The sequence below is a fragment of the Parahaliea mediterranea genome (assembly GCF_003402235.1).
GTDB lineage: Bacteria > Pseudomonadota > Gammaproteobacteria > Pseudomonadales > Halieaceae > Parahaliea > Parahaliea mediterranea.
Window position 1 is genome coordinate 1 of the sequence record NZ_QEWO01000001.1, and the last position, 18043, is coordinate 18043.

Consider the following 18043-nt stretch of genomic DNA (forward strand, 5'->3'; position numbering starts at 1 on the left):
CAGAAGGAAATCAAACAGGCAATGGACAGATTAAACAATCGACCAAGAAAATGTCTTGGCATGAAAACACCGAATCAGGTATTTTTTGGAATCACCCCCCCCGTTGCACTAGCGAGTTGAATCCGCGAGACCAAATAGGTCGATTATCACAAAATTACGCGAGCGTTGATTGATGTCCTTCCCATTTAGATATGGCCTGATAAACGGAGAAAGTTCAGTTCCATCTTCGGAAATTAGATTTTCTGACGCCTCTTTTTCAAGGACGAATCCGCTTCCATGGACCATTACCCCAACCGAGCAGAGCTTTGAGTTTGAGAGAAGTTTCGCCGAACTCGCTAAATTCGCACCAATTCTGAAGTCGCTGTGTATAACCCCAGTAGAGGGTGTAAGGCTAACGCCACGCTCCTCGCCCACTCCAAGCGCGTGCTCACTTGCCAGTGCGTGAAGCATACCCACTAGATTACCAGCCCCAACTACCGACATAGCTATCCGTACTGAGGCACCGTTCAAACTGTCAACCCAAGGGTGATCAGGAATCGCAAAAAGTAGGGATAATGGCTTTTTGGTGTCGTGCAGTAACTTGTCAACTACTCGTCGGTTAAATGGCTGTTTTATACTATTGGTGGTAATCAAACCAAATCTCAGAGTAGAAGTTGACGCGACTTTTTTCGCAGCAATCCACCACCAGTACATTACGAAGTCTGCTGATTCAGTAACCTCACCCTTGTAGACAAGCCGTAAAGCATCCACATAACTATCGCTAAGTGCTTCTCGAATCCGACTTTTGCCGATGAACGGCGGATTCCCAACAATGTAGTCAGCCGCTGGCCATTCGGTCTTACGCGGGTTCACGTACTCGTAGACTTGAGTACGCCCGGATTCATCTGGCACCAGCTCACCAGTGACGGGGCTTTCCTTGTAGCTGATTCCGTCCCATATCGTGACAGGGTTGCCGTCATCATCTACAACCGGCACACGGTCGTCGTACTCAATCAGCGCGTCCCGGCATTCGATGTTGTGGAAGTCGCGCAGGATGGGCTCGGGAATGTTCAGCTTGCCGTGAATGCGGTAGTGCCATTGTAGGTAGCCAATCCACAACACCAGTTCCGCCACGGCGGCGGCGCGGGGGTTAATTTCGATACCAAGGAACTGGTGGGGGTCTACGGTCAGGCCCTCGGTCTCGAAGCCGACCTGCCCAGCGGTCAGGCCGCTGATCACGTTCAGCACCTCGCCTTCGAGACGTTTCATGTGCTCCAGCGCCACGTACAGGAAGTTGCCGCTGCCACAGGCGGGGTCAAGCACCTTTACCTCGCACAGGGCATGGTGGAACTTGCGCACCTCGGCCAGCGCCTTGTCAGGCTTGCTGTCTTGGATCAGCATTTCCGCCGCTGCCTGCACCACGCTCCATTGTTCGCGCAGCGGGTCAATGATCGTCGGCATCACCAGCCGTTCGACGTAGGCTCTTGGGGTGTAGTGGGCTCCCAGCTTGTGCCTTTCCCTTGGGTCCAGCGCACGCTCCAGTAGGGTGCCGAATATCGCGGGTTCTACGAACCGCCAGTCTGCCTTGGCGGCGTCGATCAGCAGTTGTATCTGGTTGGCGTCCAGCGGGATGGGGTCAACGCCCGTGAACAGGCCGCCATTGAACTGGGGCAGCTTTTTCATCAGCTGGCCTTCATAGCCGCCTGTGTTCATGATGTTCCACAGCGAGGCCATGGAGTCCGCGAACACCTCTGGCTGGCCCTTCAGCCTCTCCAGTAGCGTGGTAAAGCTGTACTCGGGGATGAGCGACACATCCTCCGCGAACATGGTGAACAGGCAGCGCTTGAGAAAGTGCGCGATGCGTTCTACCTCGTAACCACTTGCCTCCAAGGACTTCGCCAGATCGGCCAGCTTGTAGCTGACCTCCCGGGTCACTTCGGCGGCGAATTTGCTGGTGTCCAGCGTGTCCGGGGCTACCCACAACCGGCGCAGGCGATCCTGAATCGCAGGCTGCGCCAGTTCCTCCAGCTTGATGCGGTGGCTGGACGGATCGGGGTAGGGCACGTAGGTGCCCCCGGTACGCGTGAACTCGGCATACAGCTCGATGGAACGGCCCACATCGGTGACGACAATAAAAGGCGGGCGGCCCTCAGTGGAGGGCAGGGCCCGCACGTACTTGTCGGCTTGGTTGTGGGCGGCCAGCATGGCCTTGTCCCAGCCAGCGGAGTCCAAGTCTTTGCCGGATTGCTTGGCCTCCAGCACAAACGACTCTCGGCGGTACAGGTCGATGAAGCCCCGGTTGCTAGTGCCGTCCGGGTTGGCGATGTCTACCCGGCGCTCGAAGACGTAGGCGTTGGTCTCAGTGTCCTCGCTGGCGGGCTCGGGCTGTGGCAAGTGGAGGAGGGTGCACAGCTCTGTCAGGAATAGCTGGTAGTTGGCCTTCTCTGTCCCGGTGGCTTTGCTCCAGCGGGCAATGAAACTGTCCACATCCTGTGGCTCGATAGCGGGTAAGTCCAGTTCCTTCCGGATCAGATTCATGAGCAGTCGCTTAGCTGTTACACGTGATTCACTTGTAACCTGATGTTACATCACTTGTTGCGGGCACAGCACCGCCCACGGGCCAAGAGACGGGCCCTACGAGTCTGAATTGGCTACAGATTGATCAGGCAGGAATAGAAAGTGTGACGGGGATCAAGGTTTACTGTTGAGCTGTCAGGGTATAGGTACCCAAAAACTCTCTTCGGGCCCGGATTTTGTCATTGGCGCATTCTATAAACTGGCGCTCTGACTCCGGATTTTCGCAGCCTTCGGGGGCATCATACTGACGCTCGAAAGCAGCTTGCCGCCGCCGTTCGTCCTCGGCTCTGGCCTGCTGTTCAGCTTTGCGTTGGCGCTCTCGGGTTTGGGCAGCGAGCTGGGCCTGCCGTTTGCGCTCTGCCTCGGCGGCCTGCGCCTGCCGCTGCGCTTCCATTTTCGCCTGATGCTGCTGACTGATTCTGTTCATTTGCTCGACACCTTCCTTGGCCGTTTCATTGATGGACTGCACGGTCAGGTAGGTCACGAGTAGACTGCCAATACCCATGACGGTGGCAGCGAGCAGAATGCCAGCGGCGATCTGGAGAATGAGTTTCACGGTGGCGTCCATGCTCTTGATGTTGTTTGGCCTGAGCATAGCCCGGTTCCGGCGAGCGCTCAATTGTAGTGGCCGTCAGTGCATCGTAGGCGGGATGTACTCGGTATTGGCGGCGATCACTTTATCGACGGTTTTCTCAATCAACCGAAACCAAGGCTCCTGTACTGTCGCCGGGTCCAGCTGTTCCAGTTTGTCGAGGGCGATGTACACGGCCTCGGCTAGGGTCATTTGCTTGTCCATTTGGTTACTGTAGCTGGGTCTGTCACCAGTGCAAACAGGTGGTCGGAATTGATAGGAAAGCTAATTATCTCTCCCTCACTCTGGCTCTGCCCTAAAATTTTAGGGCAAGATTTAGGGCATCGTTTAGGGCAAGATAGGCTAAAATTGGGAAATGAAAATCAAAATGATCGGTAAAGGTGTCAATCTGTCCTAGATTGGAGCGGTTAAACTATACCCGGGGAGATTTCGAATCTCTCCCTCACCGCCATTTATCGCATTAAAGCCCTGTTTTTACAGGGCTTTTTTGTGGATGGAGAAATGTTCCGACGCGCAGGGTTGTTTGGGGCTTGCTTACAAGTCCACTGCAAGTGGTGGGCATAAACTCCTCGGGGCCGTTTCCATCCGTGCAGGTTGGGGCCGGTGTTCCTCTCCCGGTCCAAGGCTCCGCTTTCTACACTAATTCTGCCGGCGCCATTGCTCAGGCTTCATCGGTTTTTTGTCTGCCCACAAGCCACGCTTTTCGTGTTTTGCCATGAAGTGGGCGGTTGCCAGTGCAAGGCTCGCTGGGGCATATCGGCTGTACCACCACGCGCAGCCGCGCTCAACCATGGCGATATCCACGCGCTCATCGCCGATGAACAGGTCTGCTACAAGGCGGCCATGCTGATCGGTTTTTCGGCGCTTCACGCCCAGTGGGCCTTCGCGCAGGATGTCGCGCAGGCACTGGGTAGATTGAGCGCCGAACGGTTGGCCGATCTCGGGTGCATCGATGCTGGAAATGCGGATGTGCTCTCGACCGTGCCCGGGGAGGTAGGCTTCTATCGTGTCGCCGTCGATTACACGGAGCACTTCACCGACTTCAGGTTGCGGGGTTGTAAGAGCCAGAGCTTTTTTGACATTGCTCACGCCCATGGAAGTGCCGAGGTAGGCGAGGACAATGCCAAATGTGATCAGCGGTGGCAGCAGTAGTTTTGCGGTTGACCACGTTGTAGCGCGGCGCCGGTAGAACGGGCGGTTTTTCTTGCGCCACCGTCTGTTGTGTCGATTCCCACTCATCGTACGGCAATTCGCCATTCACCTGCCGGCGCGTGCATCCTGCTTACCCCGCCAGCCGCGCCACGCTACCAAGCACCAATCGCACGATATCCGCCTGGCGGTTGACGCCGGTTTTGGCGTAGATGCGTTTGCAGTAGGTGCGCGCGCTGTTCTCGGAGATGTGCATGGCCCTGGCGGCATCGGCAACGCTGAGGCCTTCGGCCAGCAGGGTGGCGAGGGTGGCTTCGGCGGTGGTGAGGTTGAAGAGCTGGGCGATGAGTCTGTGCTGGGTGAGGGTATGGCGGTTGGGGTCGGTGAGGTAAATGATGAGTGCCGGGCGGCTGGCGGAATCGACGGTGGGGCGCGCTGGCAGGCGGCGCAGCAGCAGGCCCATGGCACAGGTGCCCGGGCGCTCCACGGCGATCACCACCGGCGGGGCCTGTTCGCAGGCGCTGGCGAGGGAGGCGATGCTTTGCTTGAGTGCGCGGTTTCCGGCGGCGTCGCGCAGGGCCAGGCGGCCGGCGCGCAGGTGGAGGCTGGGGCAGTTGTCGATGATGGCCTGCGCGGCGGCATTGCTGCTTAGGATGTGGCCGCTGGGGTCGGTTACGAGGGTGCCGATGGCCATCTGTTCGAGGGAGGCCTGGTAGACCAGCCGTTCGGTTTCTGAGCGCTGGATGTGCGACAACAGGCGCAGTGCGCGTTGCAGGTGAGGATAGAGCCGCTGGAAGGCATTTGCCTCGGCCTCGCTGAAGTCCCCCTGCTGGGTGTTGCGCACAACAGACAGCCAGATGCGCAGCCCGCCGGGTTCGTCGATGCCCAGGCACAGGGCGTAGTCAAAACCCACCGGCGCGCAGAATTCGCGGTAGTAGGCGCTTTCGATAAAGCGCTCGCGGCTGATGAAATCGGTCCAGCGGTACACTTCGCCGGGCTGCATGGCCGGGTAGTCGAAGGGGTTGTAGCGATAGTAGTGCTGGCTGTTGTGATCGCGCAGCACCTGCACGTCCCAGTCGGTATCAGTCACATCCAGCCCCTGCTGCCCGGCGCCGGGCAGTTGCAGGTACAGGCTGCAGGCCACCACGCCAAAGCGCTGGCGGATGTCGGCAACCAGCGCCTGCCACGGCGGGCTCTGCATGGGGCCCTCGTAGATCAGCGCCAGGCTGTGTTCATCCAGTAGTGCTTCAATCTGTTGTGGCCTGCTCAACGGGCAGTGCTCCCGCGTTTCTAGATTGCCCCAATATGGTAGCTGAGAGGGGCGCGCGGTGCCCGCATAGTGGGGGCGATACATAAGGAGCCCGCCATGAACATAGCCTCATCAATGCTGCCCGACACGGATTTTGCCTACGATGCCCTGCCGGATTTGCACACGGTTCTGGATGAACTGCGCACAGCGGGGCCGGTGGTTCCGGTCACCTATCACGGTGAGCCTGCCTGGCTGATTACCGGTTACGAGGCGCTGCGGGAGGCCTTTGCCGACGAAGAGCACTTTCAGTGTGCGGCGGCCTACCGCATTCATTCCGAGCCCGCCATGGGGCGCACCATTCAGACCATGTACGGCAACGAGCACCGGGTGAATCGGGCGCTGGTGTCGTCGCCGTTTTTCCCGCGGCAGATCAGGACGGTTGTGGAATCGCTGCTGGAACCGGAGGCCCACGCCATTGTGGACCGCTTTGCCGGGCAGACGGAGGTGGATTTGATACCAGCCTATGCGCGGCCCTATCCCTACCGGGTGATTACCCGCATGCTGGGCATACCCACCCACGATGAGGCGGCCTTTCTTGAATGGGCGCTGAAGCTCATCGACTATCCCTGGGACCCGGAGGGCGCACTGCGGGCGCGCCAGGATTTCAGCCAGTACATGGCGCCCATCATCGAGGCCAGGCGGCAGGCACCCGCGGAGGATATTCTGTCCATTCTTGCCACCACGGAATTTGAGGGTCATTTTCTCGACGACGAGGAAATCCTGTCGTTTTGCCGTTTGCTGTTTCCCGCCGGGTCCGATACTACCTACAAGAACCTGGGCAGCCTGCTGAGCTACGTGCTGCGCGACCCGGCGCTGGTGGCCCTGGCCCGGGGCAGTGACGGCGACCGCGAGGCCCTGGTGCAGGAGGGGCTGCGCATTGAGCCGCCCACGGCGCTGTTGCCGCGCATGTGTTCCAAGGCCATTGATTTCTACGGCAGGCGCATGGCGGCGGGTGACTGGGTGCTGTTTGGCATCACCGCCGCCAACAGCGACCCGTCGGTCTTCCCCGAACCCCGTTCTTTTCAGGCCAGTCGGACCAATAAAAACCTCGCCTTTGGCCACGGTGTGCATTTTTGCCTGGGCTCCCACCTGGCGCGACAGGAACTGGCGTGCTCCCTGAAGGTGCTGTTCAGCCGCTACCCGGACATGCGCTTGGCGCCGGGGTTTGATGTGACGATTTCGCAGGCTGTGATTCGCGGGCCGCAGGCGCTGCGTGTTGAACTGGGCCCCGCCGCATGAAGTTTGGCCTGATCCCCTTGTGTCAGCGAGGCCGCATCGATAGCCCCGCGTGGACCCGGTCTTTCCTCGCCGTGGCAGAGCAACGGGGCGTTGAGTCAGTCTGGATGCCCGAACACGTGGTGATGGCGGTGGATTACGAGCCACTCTACGAATACTCCGATGACGGGCGCGCCCCTATCGCGGAGGATACGGTCATGCCGGACCCGCTGCACTGGCTGACTTTCGCCGCTGCCTGTACTGACACGCTGCAACTGTGTACCGGTGTATTGATCGGCCCGCAACACAGTGCAGCCATACTGGCGAAGCGTCTTGCTACGCTGGACTGCCTGTCAGGCGGAAGGTTGCAGGTTGGGCTGGGCATCGGCTGGCAGCGGGAGGAATACCAGGCGGTGGGTGTGCCCTATCAGCGGCGGGGCCAGCGCCTGGATGAACTGATCGACGCCATGCGCGCACTGTGGTGCGACAACCCGGCCAGTTTTTGCGGCGATTTTGTCGACTTCAGCAACGTAGTCTGCGACACCCGACCAGTGCGACCTGGCGGGGTGCCTCTGCACATTGGCGGTAGCTCCGCCGCTGCGGCAAAGCGCGCAGGACTGCGCGGCAACGGGTTCTTTCCTTATGTGATTTCGCCTGAGGCGGTGGCCGCCCGGCTGGAGGAACTGCGCGCGACCGCCATTGCTGCCAGGCGTCCGTTGCCGCAGGACTTTCCGGTGACGGTCTGGCCCGCCAGTTACCGCCCCGGTGCAACCTTTGATGTCGGGCTGGCGCGGGCCTATCGGGATGCCGGTGTTACCCGGCTGGTGTGCACGGCCGCCGAGGCAGGGGAAGACACAGACCTGCCGGCCATCGACCAGTTTATTGGCCGCTACCAGGACAGTGTGATGGGTGCCCTGTAGTTATCGTGATGTCCGTTACCGCCATGGGGAGATAACCTCGGCCTGTCGGCGTTTGGTGCTGTACATCATCTCATCCGCGCGGGCGAGCAGCTCCTTCACACTGGTGTCCTGGCCGTAGCATGCGGCGTAGCCAATGCTGATGGAGGGGTGGATAACCTCGTCGTGCCAGGGCAGGGTGCTGGCCTGCAGGTGGCGGCGGATTTTCTCGATAATGGCTTCCGCCTGTTGCCGCTCGCTGACCCGGTGCAGGATAACGATAAACTCGTCGCCGCCGAGGCGGGCCACCGTGTCCGCCGAGCGCACAGCCTGCTGCAATTGCCTGGCAACATGCACCAGCAATGCGTCGCCGGCCTCGTGGCCAAGGCTGTCGTTGACAGCCTTGAACCGGTTGAGGTCGATCAGCAACAGTGTAAATTTTGCCGGCTTGGCGCCACCGGACACCAGCGAGTGCAACTGGGCCATGACAAAGCGCCGGTTGGGGATCTGGGTCAGTTCGTCGATCAGCGCCGCATTGCGACTCAGGCGATAGGCGCGAAACAGCAGTACGATCGAGGTGATGATCAGGGCCGTGACGGCAAGTGCGATACCACGAATCATCGCCACCGCGCGGTTCAGTCCCGGGGCGGTGCTACTGTGGTGGCGAGCCGCCAGCTGCCATTCATCGGAAGGGGTATTCACGGGCAACTGGATATCCGGCTCGGCAAAAACCGAGGCGTCGCCGTAGATGGTTACGGGTTGTCCTGTTTCCAGATCCTGTCGCTGCAACGCGACCGAGGCCCCCTTGATGGCGGCTAGCCCGGATGCCTTTATGATGTTGTTAAAGCCCATCACCACACTGACCGACCCCCAGTAGTCCCGGTTGTTGGGAAAGTCGCGGAAGATGGGGAAGCGGGCAATCATGGCACTGCCGCCCTGCACCAGTTCCACCGGGCCGGCGATGTACACGTCTTCGGATTCCCGCGCGCGCTGTATAGAGCGCATCTGCTCCGGCACGGTGCGAAAGTCCAGGCCCAGTGCCTTTTCGTTGCCTTCGATCGGGTAAATCCTTGAAATCACGTCATCGGGCGCAATGCCTACGTTGCGCAGTGTGTCGGATTTTTCAAATAGCCGCGCGGCTACGGACTCCCACCGGTTTTCGGTGAGATCTGGGTCCATGGTGATGAAACTGGCCAGGCTGTCGGACAGGTAGGTGTTGCGCAGTATTTCGGCTTCCAGGCGGGTGCGGGCCAGGGCGACGGCCTGGGAGGTCTGCTCGCGCTCCAGGCTGATGGCGCGTTCCCGGAACAACCTGACGAAGGATTCCTCGGCATAAATCCCAAAGCCCACCAGGGCGAACATGCCAAAAGAAAATGCGGCCTTGTTACGTCGTGTGAGTGCGGTCGCCATGATCCTGGGGCTACTTGCCAAAATGGCAGCGTAGCCCAAGCCAGGCGGGTATTCAAAAGCCCCGGCACCCCATTTTGGCAGTTGCGCGCCCACCCGGGCGGGGGTAGCCGGGTGGGTGTTACAGCACCAGTTCGGCCATGGTGCGCATCAGGTTGAGGTCGCCGTGAATGAGCAAGCTGGTCACCGGTGAGCGCTGCCAGTCCTTGAGCTTCTCGCGGATGCGCTCCTTCGGCCCGCACAGGGAGATTTCATCGGCGAAGGCATCCGGCACACAGGCGATGGCCTCGTCCCGCTTGCCCTCGAAAAACAGGTTCTGGATGGTCTCTGCCTCCGCTTCAAAGCCCATGCGGGCCATCAGCTCCTTGTGGAAATTGCGCTGCTTGGAACCCATGCCCCCAATGTAAAAGCCGAGCATGGCCTTCACCGGGTACAGGGCGGTGGCTAGGTCATCGTGCAGGTTCACCATCACCGTGCTGGCAATTTCGAAGTTCGCCGGGGCATTGGCGAGCTGGTCGGCGTACACCTCTTGGCGGTAAGGGGAGTAGTAGAGCGGCAGCCAACCATCGGCAATGTCGGCGGTCTGGGTGACGTTCTTGGGGCCCTCGGCGCCGATGAAAATGGGCAGGTCGGCGCGCAGGGGGTGGGTGATGGACTTTAAAGGCTTGCCCATGCCCCAGGCCCTGTCGCCGTGGTAGGGCAGGGGATAGAACTCCCCGTCGGAGGTCACCGGGCCCTCGCGCCGCAGCACCTGGCGAATAATGTCCACGTACTCACGGGTGCGGGTCAGGGGCTTGGCGTAGGGCTGGCCGTACCAGCCTTCCACCACCTGCGGGCCAGATACGCCGAGCCCGAGGATCATGCGCCCGCCGGACAGGTGGTCCAGCGCCAGGGCCGCCATGGCGCAGGCGGTGGGGGTGCGGGCCGACAGCTGCGCCACCGAGGTGCCAAGGCGAATGCGAGAGGTCTTGGCGCCAATCCAGGCCAGCGGGGTAAAGCAGTCATTGCCCCAGGATTCGGCCGTCCACACCGAGTCGTAACCCAGATTCTCCGCCTCCACGGCCCGTTCGATAAAATCCGGTGGCGGCGCGGCGCCCCAGTAGCCCAGCTGCAGTCCCAGTTTCAGTTGTCCCATGTCGACGCTTCCCTGTTATCGCGTGTTCTGCGGTTATTCAGCTCTCTACTTTACGGCGCTGCCCGCTAACTGCAATCAGCCGTGGAGGCCAGCCGCTGTGGCAGGAACGCTCACGCCGGTGTTATTTGCCGGGTCGATTGGATAGACTTTGCCGTCCCCCCGGCCGGAGATTTCCATGAGCAAACTCACCCACCTTGATGACAGTGGCGCCGCCCGCATGGTGGACGTGGGCGCCAAGGCCGAAACAACCCGCGAAGCGGTTGCCCAGGCCCGGGTTGCCATGTTGCCGCAAACCCTGGCCCTGCTGCTTTCAGGCGGCCACAAAAAGGGCGATGTGTTTGCCGTGGCCCGGGTGGCGGGCATCCAGGGCGCCAAGAAGTGCCCGGACCTGATCCCCCTTTGCCACCCGCTGATGCTGAACAGCGTCAGTGTGGATTTCGAGCCCGATGAAGCCAACAGCGAAGTTCGCATCATTGCCCGCTGTCGGGTATCGGGCAAAACCGGCGTTGAAATGGAGGCGCTCACAGCCGCGTCGGTGGCTGCGCTTACCCTCTACGATATGTGCAAGGCGGTGGACCGGGGGATGGAGATTCGCAGTGTGGCCCTGCTGGAAAAGCAGGGTGGCAAAAGCGGCCACTGGCAGCGTGAGGGGAGCGACGCATGATTCAGGTGCGCTTCTTCGCCCGGGTGCGCGAGGCGCTCGGCACCGACGGCCTGCAACTGGACGCCAGCGACGCGCCGGATCTGGATACCCTGCAGGCCGCGCTACTGGCGCGTGGCGAGCCCTGGGCAACGGTGCTGGCCGAGCCGAACCTGCTGCGGGCGGTGAATCACGAGGTGGCATACGGCAATGTGCCGCTGGCCGCGGGCGATGAAGTGGCCTTTTACCCGCCGGTGACCGGGGGCTAGTGTGGGCATTCGCGTTCAGGTGCAAGCGCAGGACTTTGACCCCCTGCAACTGCAGCGCGCGCTCGAAGGCGATGACGCCGGCGCTGTGGTCACCTTCACCGGCTACGTGAAGGCCGGGGCGGCGGCGGTCACCGCCATCGAGTTGGAACACTATCCCGGCATGACCGAGCGTAGCATCGAGGCCATTGCCCGCGAGGCCACCGCGCGCTGGCAGCTGAAGGGCGTTAGCGTTGTTCACCGCATCGGCCGGCTGGCCTGCGGCGCGCAGATTGTCTGGGTGGGCGCCAGCGCCACCCACCGCGGCGAGGCTTTCGCCGGTTGCGAATTTGTCATGGATTACCTGAAAACCCGGGCGCCCTTCTGGAAGAAAGAGCTCGGCGCCTTCGGCGAGCAGTGGGTAGAGGCCCGCGACGCCGACCACGAGCGGGCGGGGCGCTGGTGACACCACCTGAATGGGGGATGCCTGCCCCCGTAGCGGCGCCGATAATGAACAACAGGCAAACACACCTTGGAAGGACAGGGGAATATGGAAGGACGTGAATTGAGAAACGCGCTGGGGCGGTTTGCCACCGGCGTCTGCATTATCACCACCACCACCGAAGAGCGGGTGCCCATCGGCATGACCGCCAATTCATTCGCCGCGGTGTCGCTGGAGCCGCCGCTGGTGCTGTGGAGCCTGCAGAACAATTCGGAGGTGTACCGTGACTACGCCGCCGCCCGCTATTTCAACATCAATGTGCTGTCCAGCGAACAGCAGGCCCTGTCCAACCAGTACGCGCGCAAGGGCGACCACGCCGTTGCCAGCGAGCACTATCGCCCCGGAAAGTATGGCGCGCCGGTGATTCGCAACGCACTGGTGACCTTCGAGTGCGAACTGGACGCCACCCACGCCGGCGGCGACCACCTGATTATCGTTGGCCGCGTGCTCAACATGACCCACCGCCCCACCGGCAAACCGCTGCTGTTCTACGGCGGCGCCTACGGCGAAATCCACTGAGGTCTGTCGGCGCCCCGGTGATGTGACTATACTGGGGCGTTTTAACCGGCCGTGATTGCCACACCATGAATTTCTGCTCCAGTTGCGGCAGCGCCGTATCCCTTACCATCCCCGCCGGGGACGATCGCGAGCGCTACGTCTGCGTCTCCTGCGAGACCATTCACTACACCAACCCCCGGGTGATTGTGGGCTGCCTGCCGGTGCACGAGGGCCGCGTGCTGCTGTGCCGCCGCGCCATCGAGCCGCGGCGCAACTTCTGGACCCTGCCGGCGGGGTTCATGGAAAACGGCGAAACCAGCGCCGCCGGGGCCGCGCGGGAAACCTGGGAAGAGGCCGAAGCCAAGGCCATCGACCTGCGGCTCTACCGCATTTTTGATGTGCCCCACATCAGCCAGCTCTACATGTTCTACCGCTGCGGTCTGCAAGACGGCCAGTTCGGCGCCGGGCCGGAAAGCCTGGAATCGGCCCTGTTTGACGAGGCGGACATCCCCTGGGACGAGATCGCCTTTCCGGTGGTGTACAAAGCCCTCAAGGAGTACTTCGCGGACCGGCGCAACGGCGACTACCCGGTGCGGGTGTCGGCCATCGAGCGTTTGAAGCGGCCGCCGGCCTGAGGACATCCCCCTAGTGCAGTATCGCGCGGATATTGACGGGCTGAGAACCATCGCCGTTCTCGCCGTTGTGCTGTTTCATCTGGATGTGCCCGGCTTCTCCGGCGGCTTTGTCGGGGTCGATGTCTTTTTTGTGATCTCCGGCTACCTGATCACCAGCATCATCGCCGGCAAGATCGCCGGCGGTGGCTTCAGCCTGGGTGAGTTCTACGCCCGGCGCGTACAGCGCCTGTTCCCGCCGCTGATCGTGACGGTGGCGGCCACCTTCCTGGCGGCCAGCCTGATTGTAGAGCCCTTCGACCTGATCGCCATCGGCCGCTCCGCCGTGGCAGCTTTGTTCAGCGTTTCCAACATGGTGTTCTTCTCGGAGGCGGGGTACTGGGATACCGCGTCTCACTTAAAGCCCCTGCTGCATACCTGGTCGCTGGGCATTGAAGAGCAGTTTTACCTGATCTGGCCGGCCTTGCTGCTGTGGTACCTCGGCAAACCCCGCCGGGGAGGGCTGGGCGCGCTGGTGGCGGTGATCTTCCTTGTGGGCCTTGCCGCGTGCATTTGGTGGAGCCTGCGGGACCCTTCCGCGGCGTTTTACCTGCTGCCGTTCCGGGCCTTTGAATTTGCCATGGGCGCCGCTGTCATCTGCATTGCGCGATGGCCCGCCTTTGTGCGACTGGCCGAGCGCCGCGGTGTCGCCGATGCCCTGACGCTGGCCGGCCTTGCCCTGATTGCCGGCAGTGTCTACGGCTTTGACGCCAGCACCCTGTTCCCGGGCTGGGCGGTGTTGCTGCCAACGTCGGGCAGTGTACTGGTGCTGCTGGGCGGTGCGGTGCGCGCCGGGCCTGTCGCCGGGCTGCTGCTGGGTAACCGCGCCAGCCTCTGGATTGGCAAAGTGTCTTACTCGATGTACCTCGTACACTGGCCGCCCATTGCCCTGTACCGCTATCACAGCGGTGCAGAAGCCCTGCACTGGCCGGTGCAACTGGCCCTGGGCCTGGCAACCCTGCTGGCGACACTGGCGCTGCACTACGGGGTTGAACGCCGTTTTTACCAGCGCCACCTGGGCGACGCTACCAGCAATGGTGGACGAACCTCACTCCGGCGGCCCACGCTTGCGATACTTTGCACCTCGGCCCTGCTGGCCCTGTTGCCGGCATCCGCCTGGCTGGGCGATGGCTGGTCCTGGCGCCAGCCCGATAACCAGCTGTCGGTAGCGCAGGTGGAGCAGGGCATGAAGGATCGCTTCAAGCGCATTCGCAAGGCCTGCACGGTCACCAAGTGGGATAGCCCCAAGCGCTGCGCCCTTGATAAGCCCATTCAGGTGCTGACCTTCGGCAATTCCCACGAGCCGGACGCCTACAACTTCCTGTATGCCAGCTACGGCAAGGCCGATGACATCAACCTGATGACCTTCGGCAGCACCAACAACTGCCCCAATCTACAGGGCGGCGACGGGGTGTACACCAGCACCAACGAGCGCTGCGCCAGGCGCTTCAAGGCGCTGTTTCAGGACGGCCTGCCGGAATCCCTGGATGTGATTGTGTACGCGACGGAGCGCCCCTTCATTCCGGTGCGGCAAATCCACCTGGACGTGATTCGCGATTTGCTGGCGCGAAACCCCGGCATACAGGTGGTGACCGTCAGCGGTTACATCGTCAGCAACCAGCCCTGCTGGCGCCTGGTGAACCGCAGCGGCTCGGCGGCGGCCTGCGCGGCAGAGGAGAACGTCGCCTACTTTGGTGACCAGCCCTCGCGCTGGCGCCTGTACGAGCCCTTCATGGCGCTGACTGACCTGTTCATCGACCGCGTTGAATTGCTGTGCCCGCAACGGAAGCTGGAAAACTGCGCCACACAGGCGCCGGACGCTACGCCCATGTTCTACGACGAACATCACTTGTCGGTGGAGTTTTCTGAATATGCCGGCGCGCTGTATGAACAGCGCCACCCGGACTTTCTGCGCAAGCTGGTGACCGGCGGTAGCGGCAGCGCCGTTGAAGGTGCCCGCAAGACGAACCACACCAACGCGCCGTAGGCGAGCCAGCGGCGGCGCCGCGTGGCAGCGCCCGGTTAAATGGTGAGAATACGGCGCAGCAGGCTGTCGTCACGGCGCCGCTGTTCGCGCACGCGCAGTAACTCGCCCAGCTGTTCCTCGATCTGTTCTGCCACCTGGTCGCGGATTTTTCGCTGCTGGGCTTTGGTGGGGGTTTTACCGGCGTAGGCGGCAAGGTCCACCGGCTCGCCAAAGCCGATGTAGCAGCGCTGGGGGCGGGGCAGCAGGGTGCCCAGGGCGCCGCGGGGAATGGGCGGCAGCATGTCGGTGCGGGTGTTTTCATCCAGCAGGCCAAGGCGGTTCAGCAGGCGCCCCAGGGCGGAGTCCGGCAACTCGTCGCTTTCAATCCAGTGGTCGTAAAACTCGTCGGGGCCCACCATGCCAAAGGGCATGATGGTGTAGCCCATGCGGGCTGCCAGCCGTACAAAGCCGTAGCGCTCCTTCCATTGCAGCTCGTACATGGCGCTGGCGGGCTTGACGGCCTCGTGGGCGCCGCCGGGGAACACCAGCAGGTCGTGCCCGGCCTCCATCAGCGCCTCGCAAACCTGTGGGTGGCCCATCACCGCGCCCCAGCGCAACAGGGCATCGCCCAGGGTTTTATTGCTCCACAGAAAGCGGTCGCCCATGGGGCGCACCACGCGCCCGAGGGCATTGTGAATGGTGGGGGAAAACACCCAGCCGTCCAGGGCGAACAGCGAGTGATTGCCGATAAACAGGCAGGGCTGCTCCGGCACCCGTTCGCCATGCAGTACGCTTGGCCTGAAAAGTTTTTGCAATACCTTGAACATCAGCGCCAGCTGGCGGTCGGCGATCAGTTCGGAATCCAGTGCCGCGTCGATGTGGGCGGCCAGGGCGGCGTCGTCGGCCAGAGGGTCGTTGTTGCTGGAAAAATCTATCGGCACAGGCTTTGCTCCGTGATCTGGCGTGTGGTTCTTGCAGTATAGGCGCTACTGGTCGCCCAGCAGGCGGCCCAGTCCGCGCTCGCGCAGGGCCTGCTGCAGCAATTCGCGGATGCTGGCGGCGTCTTCCATCTCCAGCGCCTGTGCAGCCATGGCCGCGGCGTCCCGTGCGGCGATGGAGCGCAGCAACCACTTGATGCGCGGGATTTTCGATGCGCTCATGCTCAGGGTACGAATGCCAAGCCCGGCCAGCACCAGCACCGCCGCCGGGTCGGAGGCCATTTCGCCACACAGGCTGAGGGGCAGGCCGCTGCCCTTTGCACAGCGGGCGATGCGCGACACTTCCCTTAACACCGCCGGGTGAAGGTGGTCGTAGGCCGGCGCCACCCGGGGGTTGTTGCGATCCAGGGCCAGCAGGTACTGGCTTAAATCGTTGGAGCCGATGGAGATGAAGTCGATGCGGCTGGCCCAGGTGGGCAGCAGCGAAATGGCCGCCGGTACTTCCACCATAATGCCCACCGGCGGCCGGTTGACCGTGTGGCCTTCGTCGCGCAACTGGCCCAGGGCGTCGTCCAGCAGGCGCCGCAGCCGGTCGATCTCGCCGGTGTTGCTGACCATTGGCAGCAGTATGCGCAGGTTGTCCGCATCGCCGGCGGCGCGCAGCATGGCGCGCAGCTGGGTCATCAGCAGGGAGCTGTTGTCCAGGCAGAAGCGAATGCCGCGCCAGCCAAGGGCCGGGTTTTCTTCCTCGATGGGAAAGTAGGGCAGGGGTTTGTCGCCGCCAATGTCGAGGGTGCGCATGTACACCGGCTTGCCGGCGTAGGCCTTCAGCACCTGGCGGTAGATGAATTCCTGCTCGTCTTCCGAGGGGAAGGTTTCGGCCACCATGAAGGGCATTTCGGTGCGGTACAGGCCCACACCCTCGGCGCCGTTGGCGATGCCTGGGGAAATATCCGCCAGCAGGCCGGTATTGGCGTACAGCTGGACTTTTTCACCGTCGGTGGTGGTGGCCGGTTCGTTGACCAGCTCGGCCAGTTCACCCTGCAGGGTGCGGTCGGCCTGTTGCAGGCGGCGGAACTCTTTTTTCACCGACAGCGGTGGGTGCAGGATCACCTGCCCGACGTTGCCATCGACAATAATCGGGTCGCCGTCGTTGACCGCCTTGATGGCGCCGGTGCCCATGACCGCCGGCACGCCCAGGGCGTTGGCCAGCACTGCCGTGTGCGACAACGTGGAGCCCTCAAAGCAGACGATGGCCTGCAGGCGCGCTGGGTCGCAGGAGGCGATATCCGACACGCTGACTTTGCTGCCCACCAGCACCACTGGCCCGTCGCCGGGCAGCGCGCTGCTGTCGTTGTCGCCGGCCCAGGCGGAGTAGAGCTTGTTGCCGAGGTGGTAGAGATCCTCGTGGCGGGCGCGCAGGTAGGGGTCTTCCATGGCCAGGAAGATGTCGGCAAAGTGCTGCACTGTCTGGCGCAGGGCGCCCGGCAGCCACTGGCCGTTGCGGATGCGCTCCGCCACGCCCTGGCGCAGGTGGTTGTCTGCCAGCAGCATCTGGTAGGCGGAGAACACCGCCGCCACGCTGTCGGAGACATCCGCACCCAGCGAGCAGCGCTCGGCTTCCACCTCGGCGCTGACCTGCTCCAGCAGGGCGTGCCAGCGCTGCAGAGCCAGCTCGGGGTCGTCGCAGGCCTTGTCGGACACGCTGTACAGGTCGAACTGGTCGCACACCTGCACCTTGCCGATGCCGATGCCGGGCGCACCCTTCACCCCGCGCAGGCGGCGGGTGGCGGAGAGCACATTGCTGATCTGCTGCGGTTCCGCCGGCAGCACCAGGGCGAGCTGAGCCGACAGGGTGACCAGAAAGGCCAGTTCTTCCTCGCTCATCAGCCGCGCTTCGCGCGCCTGCACCACCAGCACGCCGATCACCTCGCCGCCGCGCACCAGGGGCACGCCGCAAAAGCTGTGGAACTCCTCTTCGTGGGTTTCGGCAATGTAGCGGAAGTCGGGGTGCGCGGCGGCCTCGGCAATGTTCACCGGGTGGCGGCTGCGGGCGGCCAGGCCCACCAGGCCGGCGCCCTCCGGCAGCAGGGTGTGGCCCACCGAGCGCGGGTCAAGGCCGTGGCTGGCGGCCAGCAGCATGCTGTGGTCCGGCTGGGAGATATACAGGCTGCAGACATCCACACCGATGGCCCGGTGAATGGACTCCACAATCAGCTTGACCTGCTCGGCGTGAGCAGACGCCTGGGCGGCAGCCTGAACAATGCGGGTAAGTTCGAGTAGCGGGTTCATGGGGGCCATTAGGCGGCAAAAGGCGTAAGCGG

The 18043-nt window shown here is 62.5% G+C and carries 17 protein-coding genes and 1 pseudogene; 9 read left to right on the top strand and 9 right to left on the bottom strand.

The window, feature by feature from the left end:
- A pseudogene (locus DDZ17_RS22975) lies at positions 1-120 on the top strand (IS30 family transposase); the annotation flags it as partial.
- Here DDZ17_RS22975 and DDZ17_RS00010 read toward each other — a convergent pair.
- From DDZ17_RS00010 to DDZ17_RS00025, 5 genes are all read right to left on the bottom strand, one after another.
- Positions 109-2517, bottom strand: coding sequence for a class I SAM-dependent DNA methyltransferase (locus DDZ17_RS00010; RefSeq protein WP_116363918.1), 2409 nt, complete (start codon positions 2515-2517; stop codon positions 109-111). The pseudogene DDZ17_RS22975 and the gene DDZ17_RS00010 overlap by 12 nt on opposite strands.
- 160 nt (positions 2518-2677) lie before the next feature.
- Positions 2678-3151 (bottom strand): hypothetical protein, encoded by a 474-nt coding sequence (locus DDZ17_RS00015; protein ID WP_116363919.1) that lies wholly within the window; start codon positions 3149-3151, stop codon positions 2678-2680.
- A gap of 36 nt (positions 3152-3187) precedes the next feature.
- Positions 3188-3340, bottom strand: coding sequence for a hypothetical protein (locus DDZ17_RS22210; protein ID WP_157976365.1), 153 nt, complete (start codon positions 3338-3340; stop codon positions 3188-3190).
- Positions 3341-3787: 447 nt separating this feature from the next.
- Positions 3788-4387: a thermonuclease family protein gene (locus DDZ17_RS00020; protein ID WP_157976366.1), complete on the bottom strand. Its 600-nt coding sequence runs from the start codon at positions 4385-4387 to the stop codon at positions 3788-3790.
- Between the two features lie 43 nt (positions 4388-4430).
- Positions 4431-5567, bottom strand: coding sequence for a helix-turn-helix transcriptional regulator (locus DDZ17_RS00025; protein WP_157976367.1), 1137 nt, complete (start codon positions 5565-5567; stop codon positions 4431-4433).
- A 96-nt stretch (positions 5568-5663) separates the two neighbouring features.
- On the opposite strand from DDZ17_RS00025, the gene DDZ17_RS00030 reads away from it, so the two are divergent.
- Together DDZ17_RS00030 and DDZ17_RS00035 are read left to right on the top strand one after the other, a co-directional pair.
- Positions 5664-6845 (top strand): cytochrome P450, encoded by a 1182-nt coding sequence (locus tag DDZ17_RS00030; RefSeq protein ID WP_116363922.1) that lies wholly within the window; start codon positions 5664-5666, stop codon positions 6843-6845.
- Positions 6842-7741 (top strand): LLM class F420-dependent oxidoreductase, encoded by a 900-nt coding sequence (locus tag DDZ17_RS00035; RefSeq protein ID WP_116363923.1) that lies wholly within the window; start codon positions 6842-6844, stop codon positions 7739-7741. Before DDZ17_RS00030 ends, DDZ17_RS00035 begins: the two co-directional genes overlap by 4 nt.
- A 15-nt stretch (positions 7742-7756) precedes the next feature.
- Here DDZ17_RS00035 and DDZ17_RS00040 read toward each other — a convergent pair whose 3' ends face one another.
- Positions 7757-9127 carry a diguanylate cyclase domain-containing protein gene (locus DDZ17_RS00040; protein WP_116363924.1) on the bottom strand — a complete coding sequence of 457 codons (1371 nt, stop codon included), beginning with the start codon at positions 9125-9127 and terminating at the stop codon, positions 7757-7759.
- A gap of 118 nt (positions 9128-9245) precedes the next feature.
- Positions 9246-10259 (bottom strand): LLM class F420-dependent oxidoreductase, encoded by a 1014-nt coding sequence (locus tag DDZ17_RS00045; RefSeq protein ID WP_206613393.1) that lies wholly within the window; start codon positions 10257-10259, stop codon positions 9246-9248.
- Between the two features lie 175 nt (positions 10260-10434).
- On the opposite strand from DDZ17_RS00045, the gene moaC reads away from it, so the two are divergent.
- The 6 genes from moaC (at position 10435) to DDZ17_RS00075 (ending at position 14802) form a co-directional block, all read left to right on the top strand.
- On the top strand, positions 10435-10923 hold the full coding sequence (gene moaC / locus DDZ17_RS00050; protein WP_116363925.1) for a cyclic pyranopterin monophosphate synthase MoaC: 489 nt from the start codon (positions 10435-10437) through the stop codon (positions 10921-10923).
- A complete protein-coding gene (locus tag DDZ17_RS00055) occupies positions 10920-11168 on the top strand; it encodes a MoaD/ThiS family protein (RefSeq protein WP_116363926.1) in 249 nt (82 codons plus the stop codon). The genes moaC and DDZ17_RS00055 overlap by 4 nt, the downstream gene beginning before the upstream one ends.
- Before the next feature lies 1 nt (position 11169).
- Positions 11170-11610 carry a molybdenum cofactor biosynthesis protein MoaE gene (locus DDZ17_RS00060; protein WP_116363927.1) on the top strand — a complete coding sequence of 147 codons (441 nt, stop codon included), beginning with the start codon at positions 11170-11172 and terminating at the stop codon, positions 11608-11610.
- Between the two features lie 84 nt (positions 11611-11694).
- Entirely contained in the window at positions 11695-12165 is a 471-nt protein-coding gene (locus DDZ17_RS00065) for a flavin reductase family protein (RefSeq protein ID WP_116363928.1), read from the top strand.
- Positions 12166-12230: 65 nt separating this feature from the next.
- Positions 12231-12779, top strand: a complete 549-nt coding sequence (locus DDZ17_RS00070; protein WP_116363929.1) for an NUDIX hydrolase — start codon at positions 12231-12233, stop codon at positions 12777-12779.
- A 13-nt stretch (positions 12780-12792) separates the two neighbouring features.
- Positions 12793-14802 carry an acyltransferase family protein gene (locus tag DDZ17_RS00075; RefSeq protein WP_157976369.1) on the top strand — a complete coding sequence of 670 codons (2010 nt, stop codon included), beginning with the start codon at positions 12793-12795 and terminating at the stop codon, positions 14800-14802.
- A 35-nt stretch (positions 14803-14837) separates the two neighbouring features.
- Here the strand turns inward: DDZ17_RS00075 and DDZ17_RS00080 are convergent, their stop codons facing one another.
- Positions 14838-15722: a lysophospholipid acyltransferase family protein gene (locus DDZ17_RS00080; RefSeq protein WP_241505738.1), complete on the bottom strand. Its 885-nt coding sequence runs from the start codon at positions 15720-15722 to the stop codon at positions 14838-14840.
- Between the two features lie 45 nt (positions 15723-15767).
- Positions 15768-18011 (bottom strand): phosphoenolpyruvate--protein phosphotransferase, encoded by a 2244-nt coding sequence (gene ptsP / locus DDZ17_RS00085; protein ID WP_157976370.1) that lies wholly within the window; start codon positions 18009-18011, stop codon positions 15768-15770.
- Positions 18012-18043 lie beyond the last annotated feature (32 nt).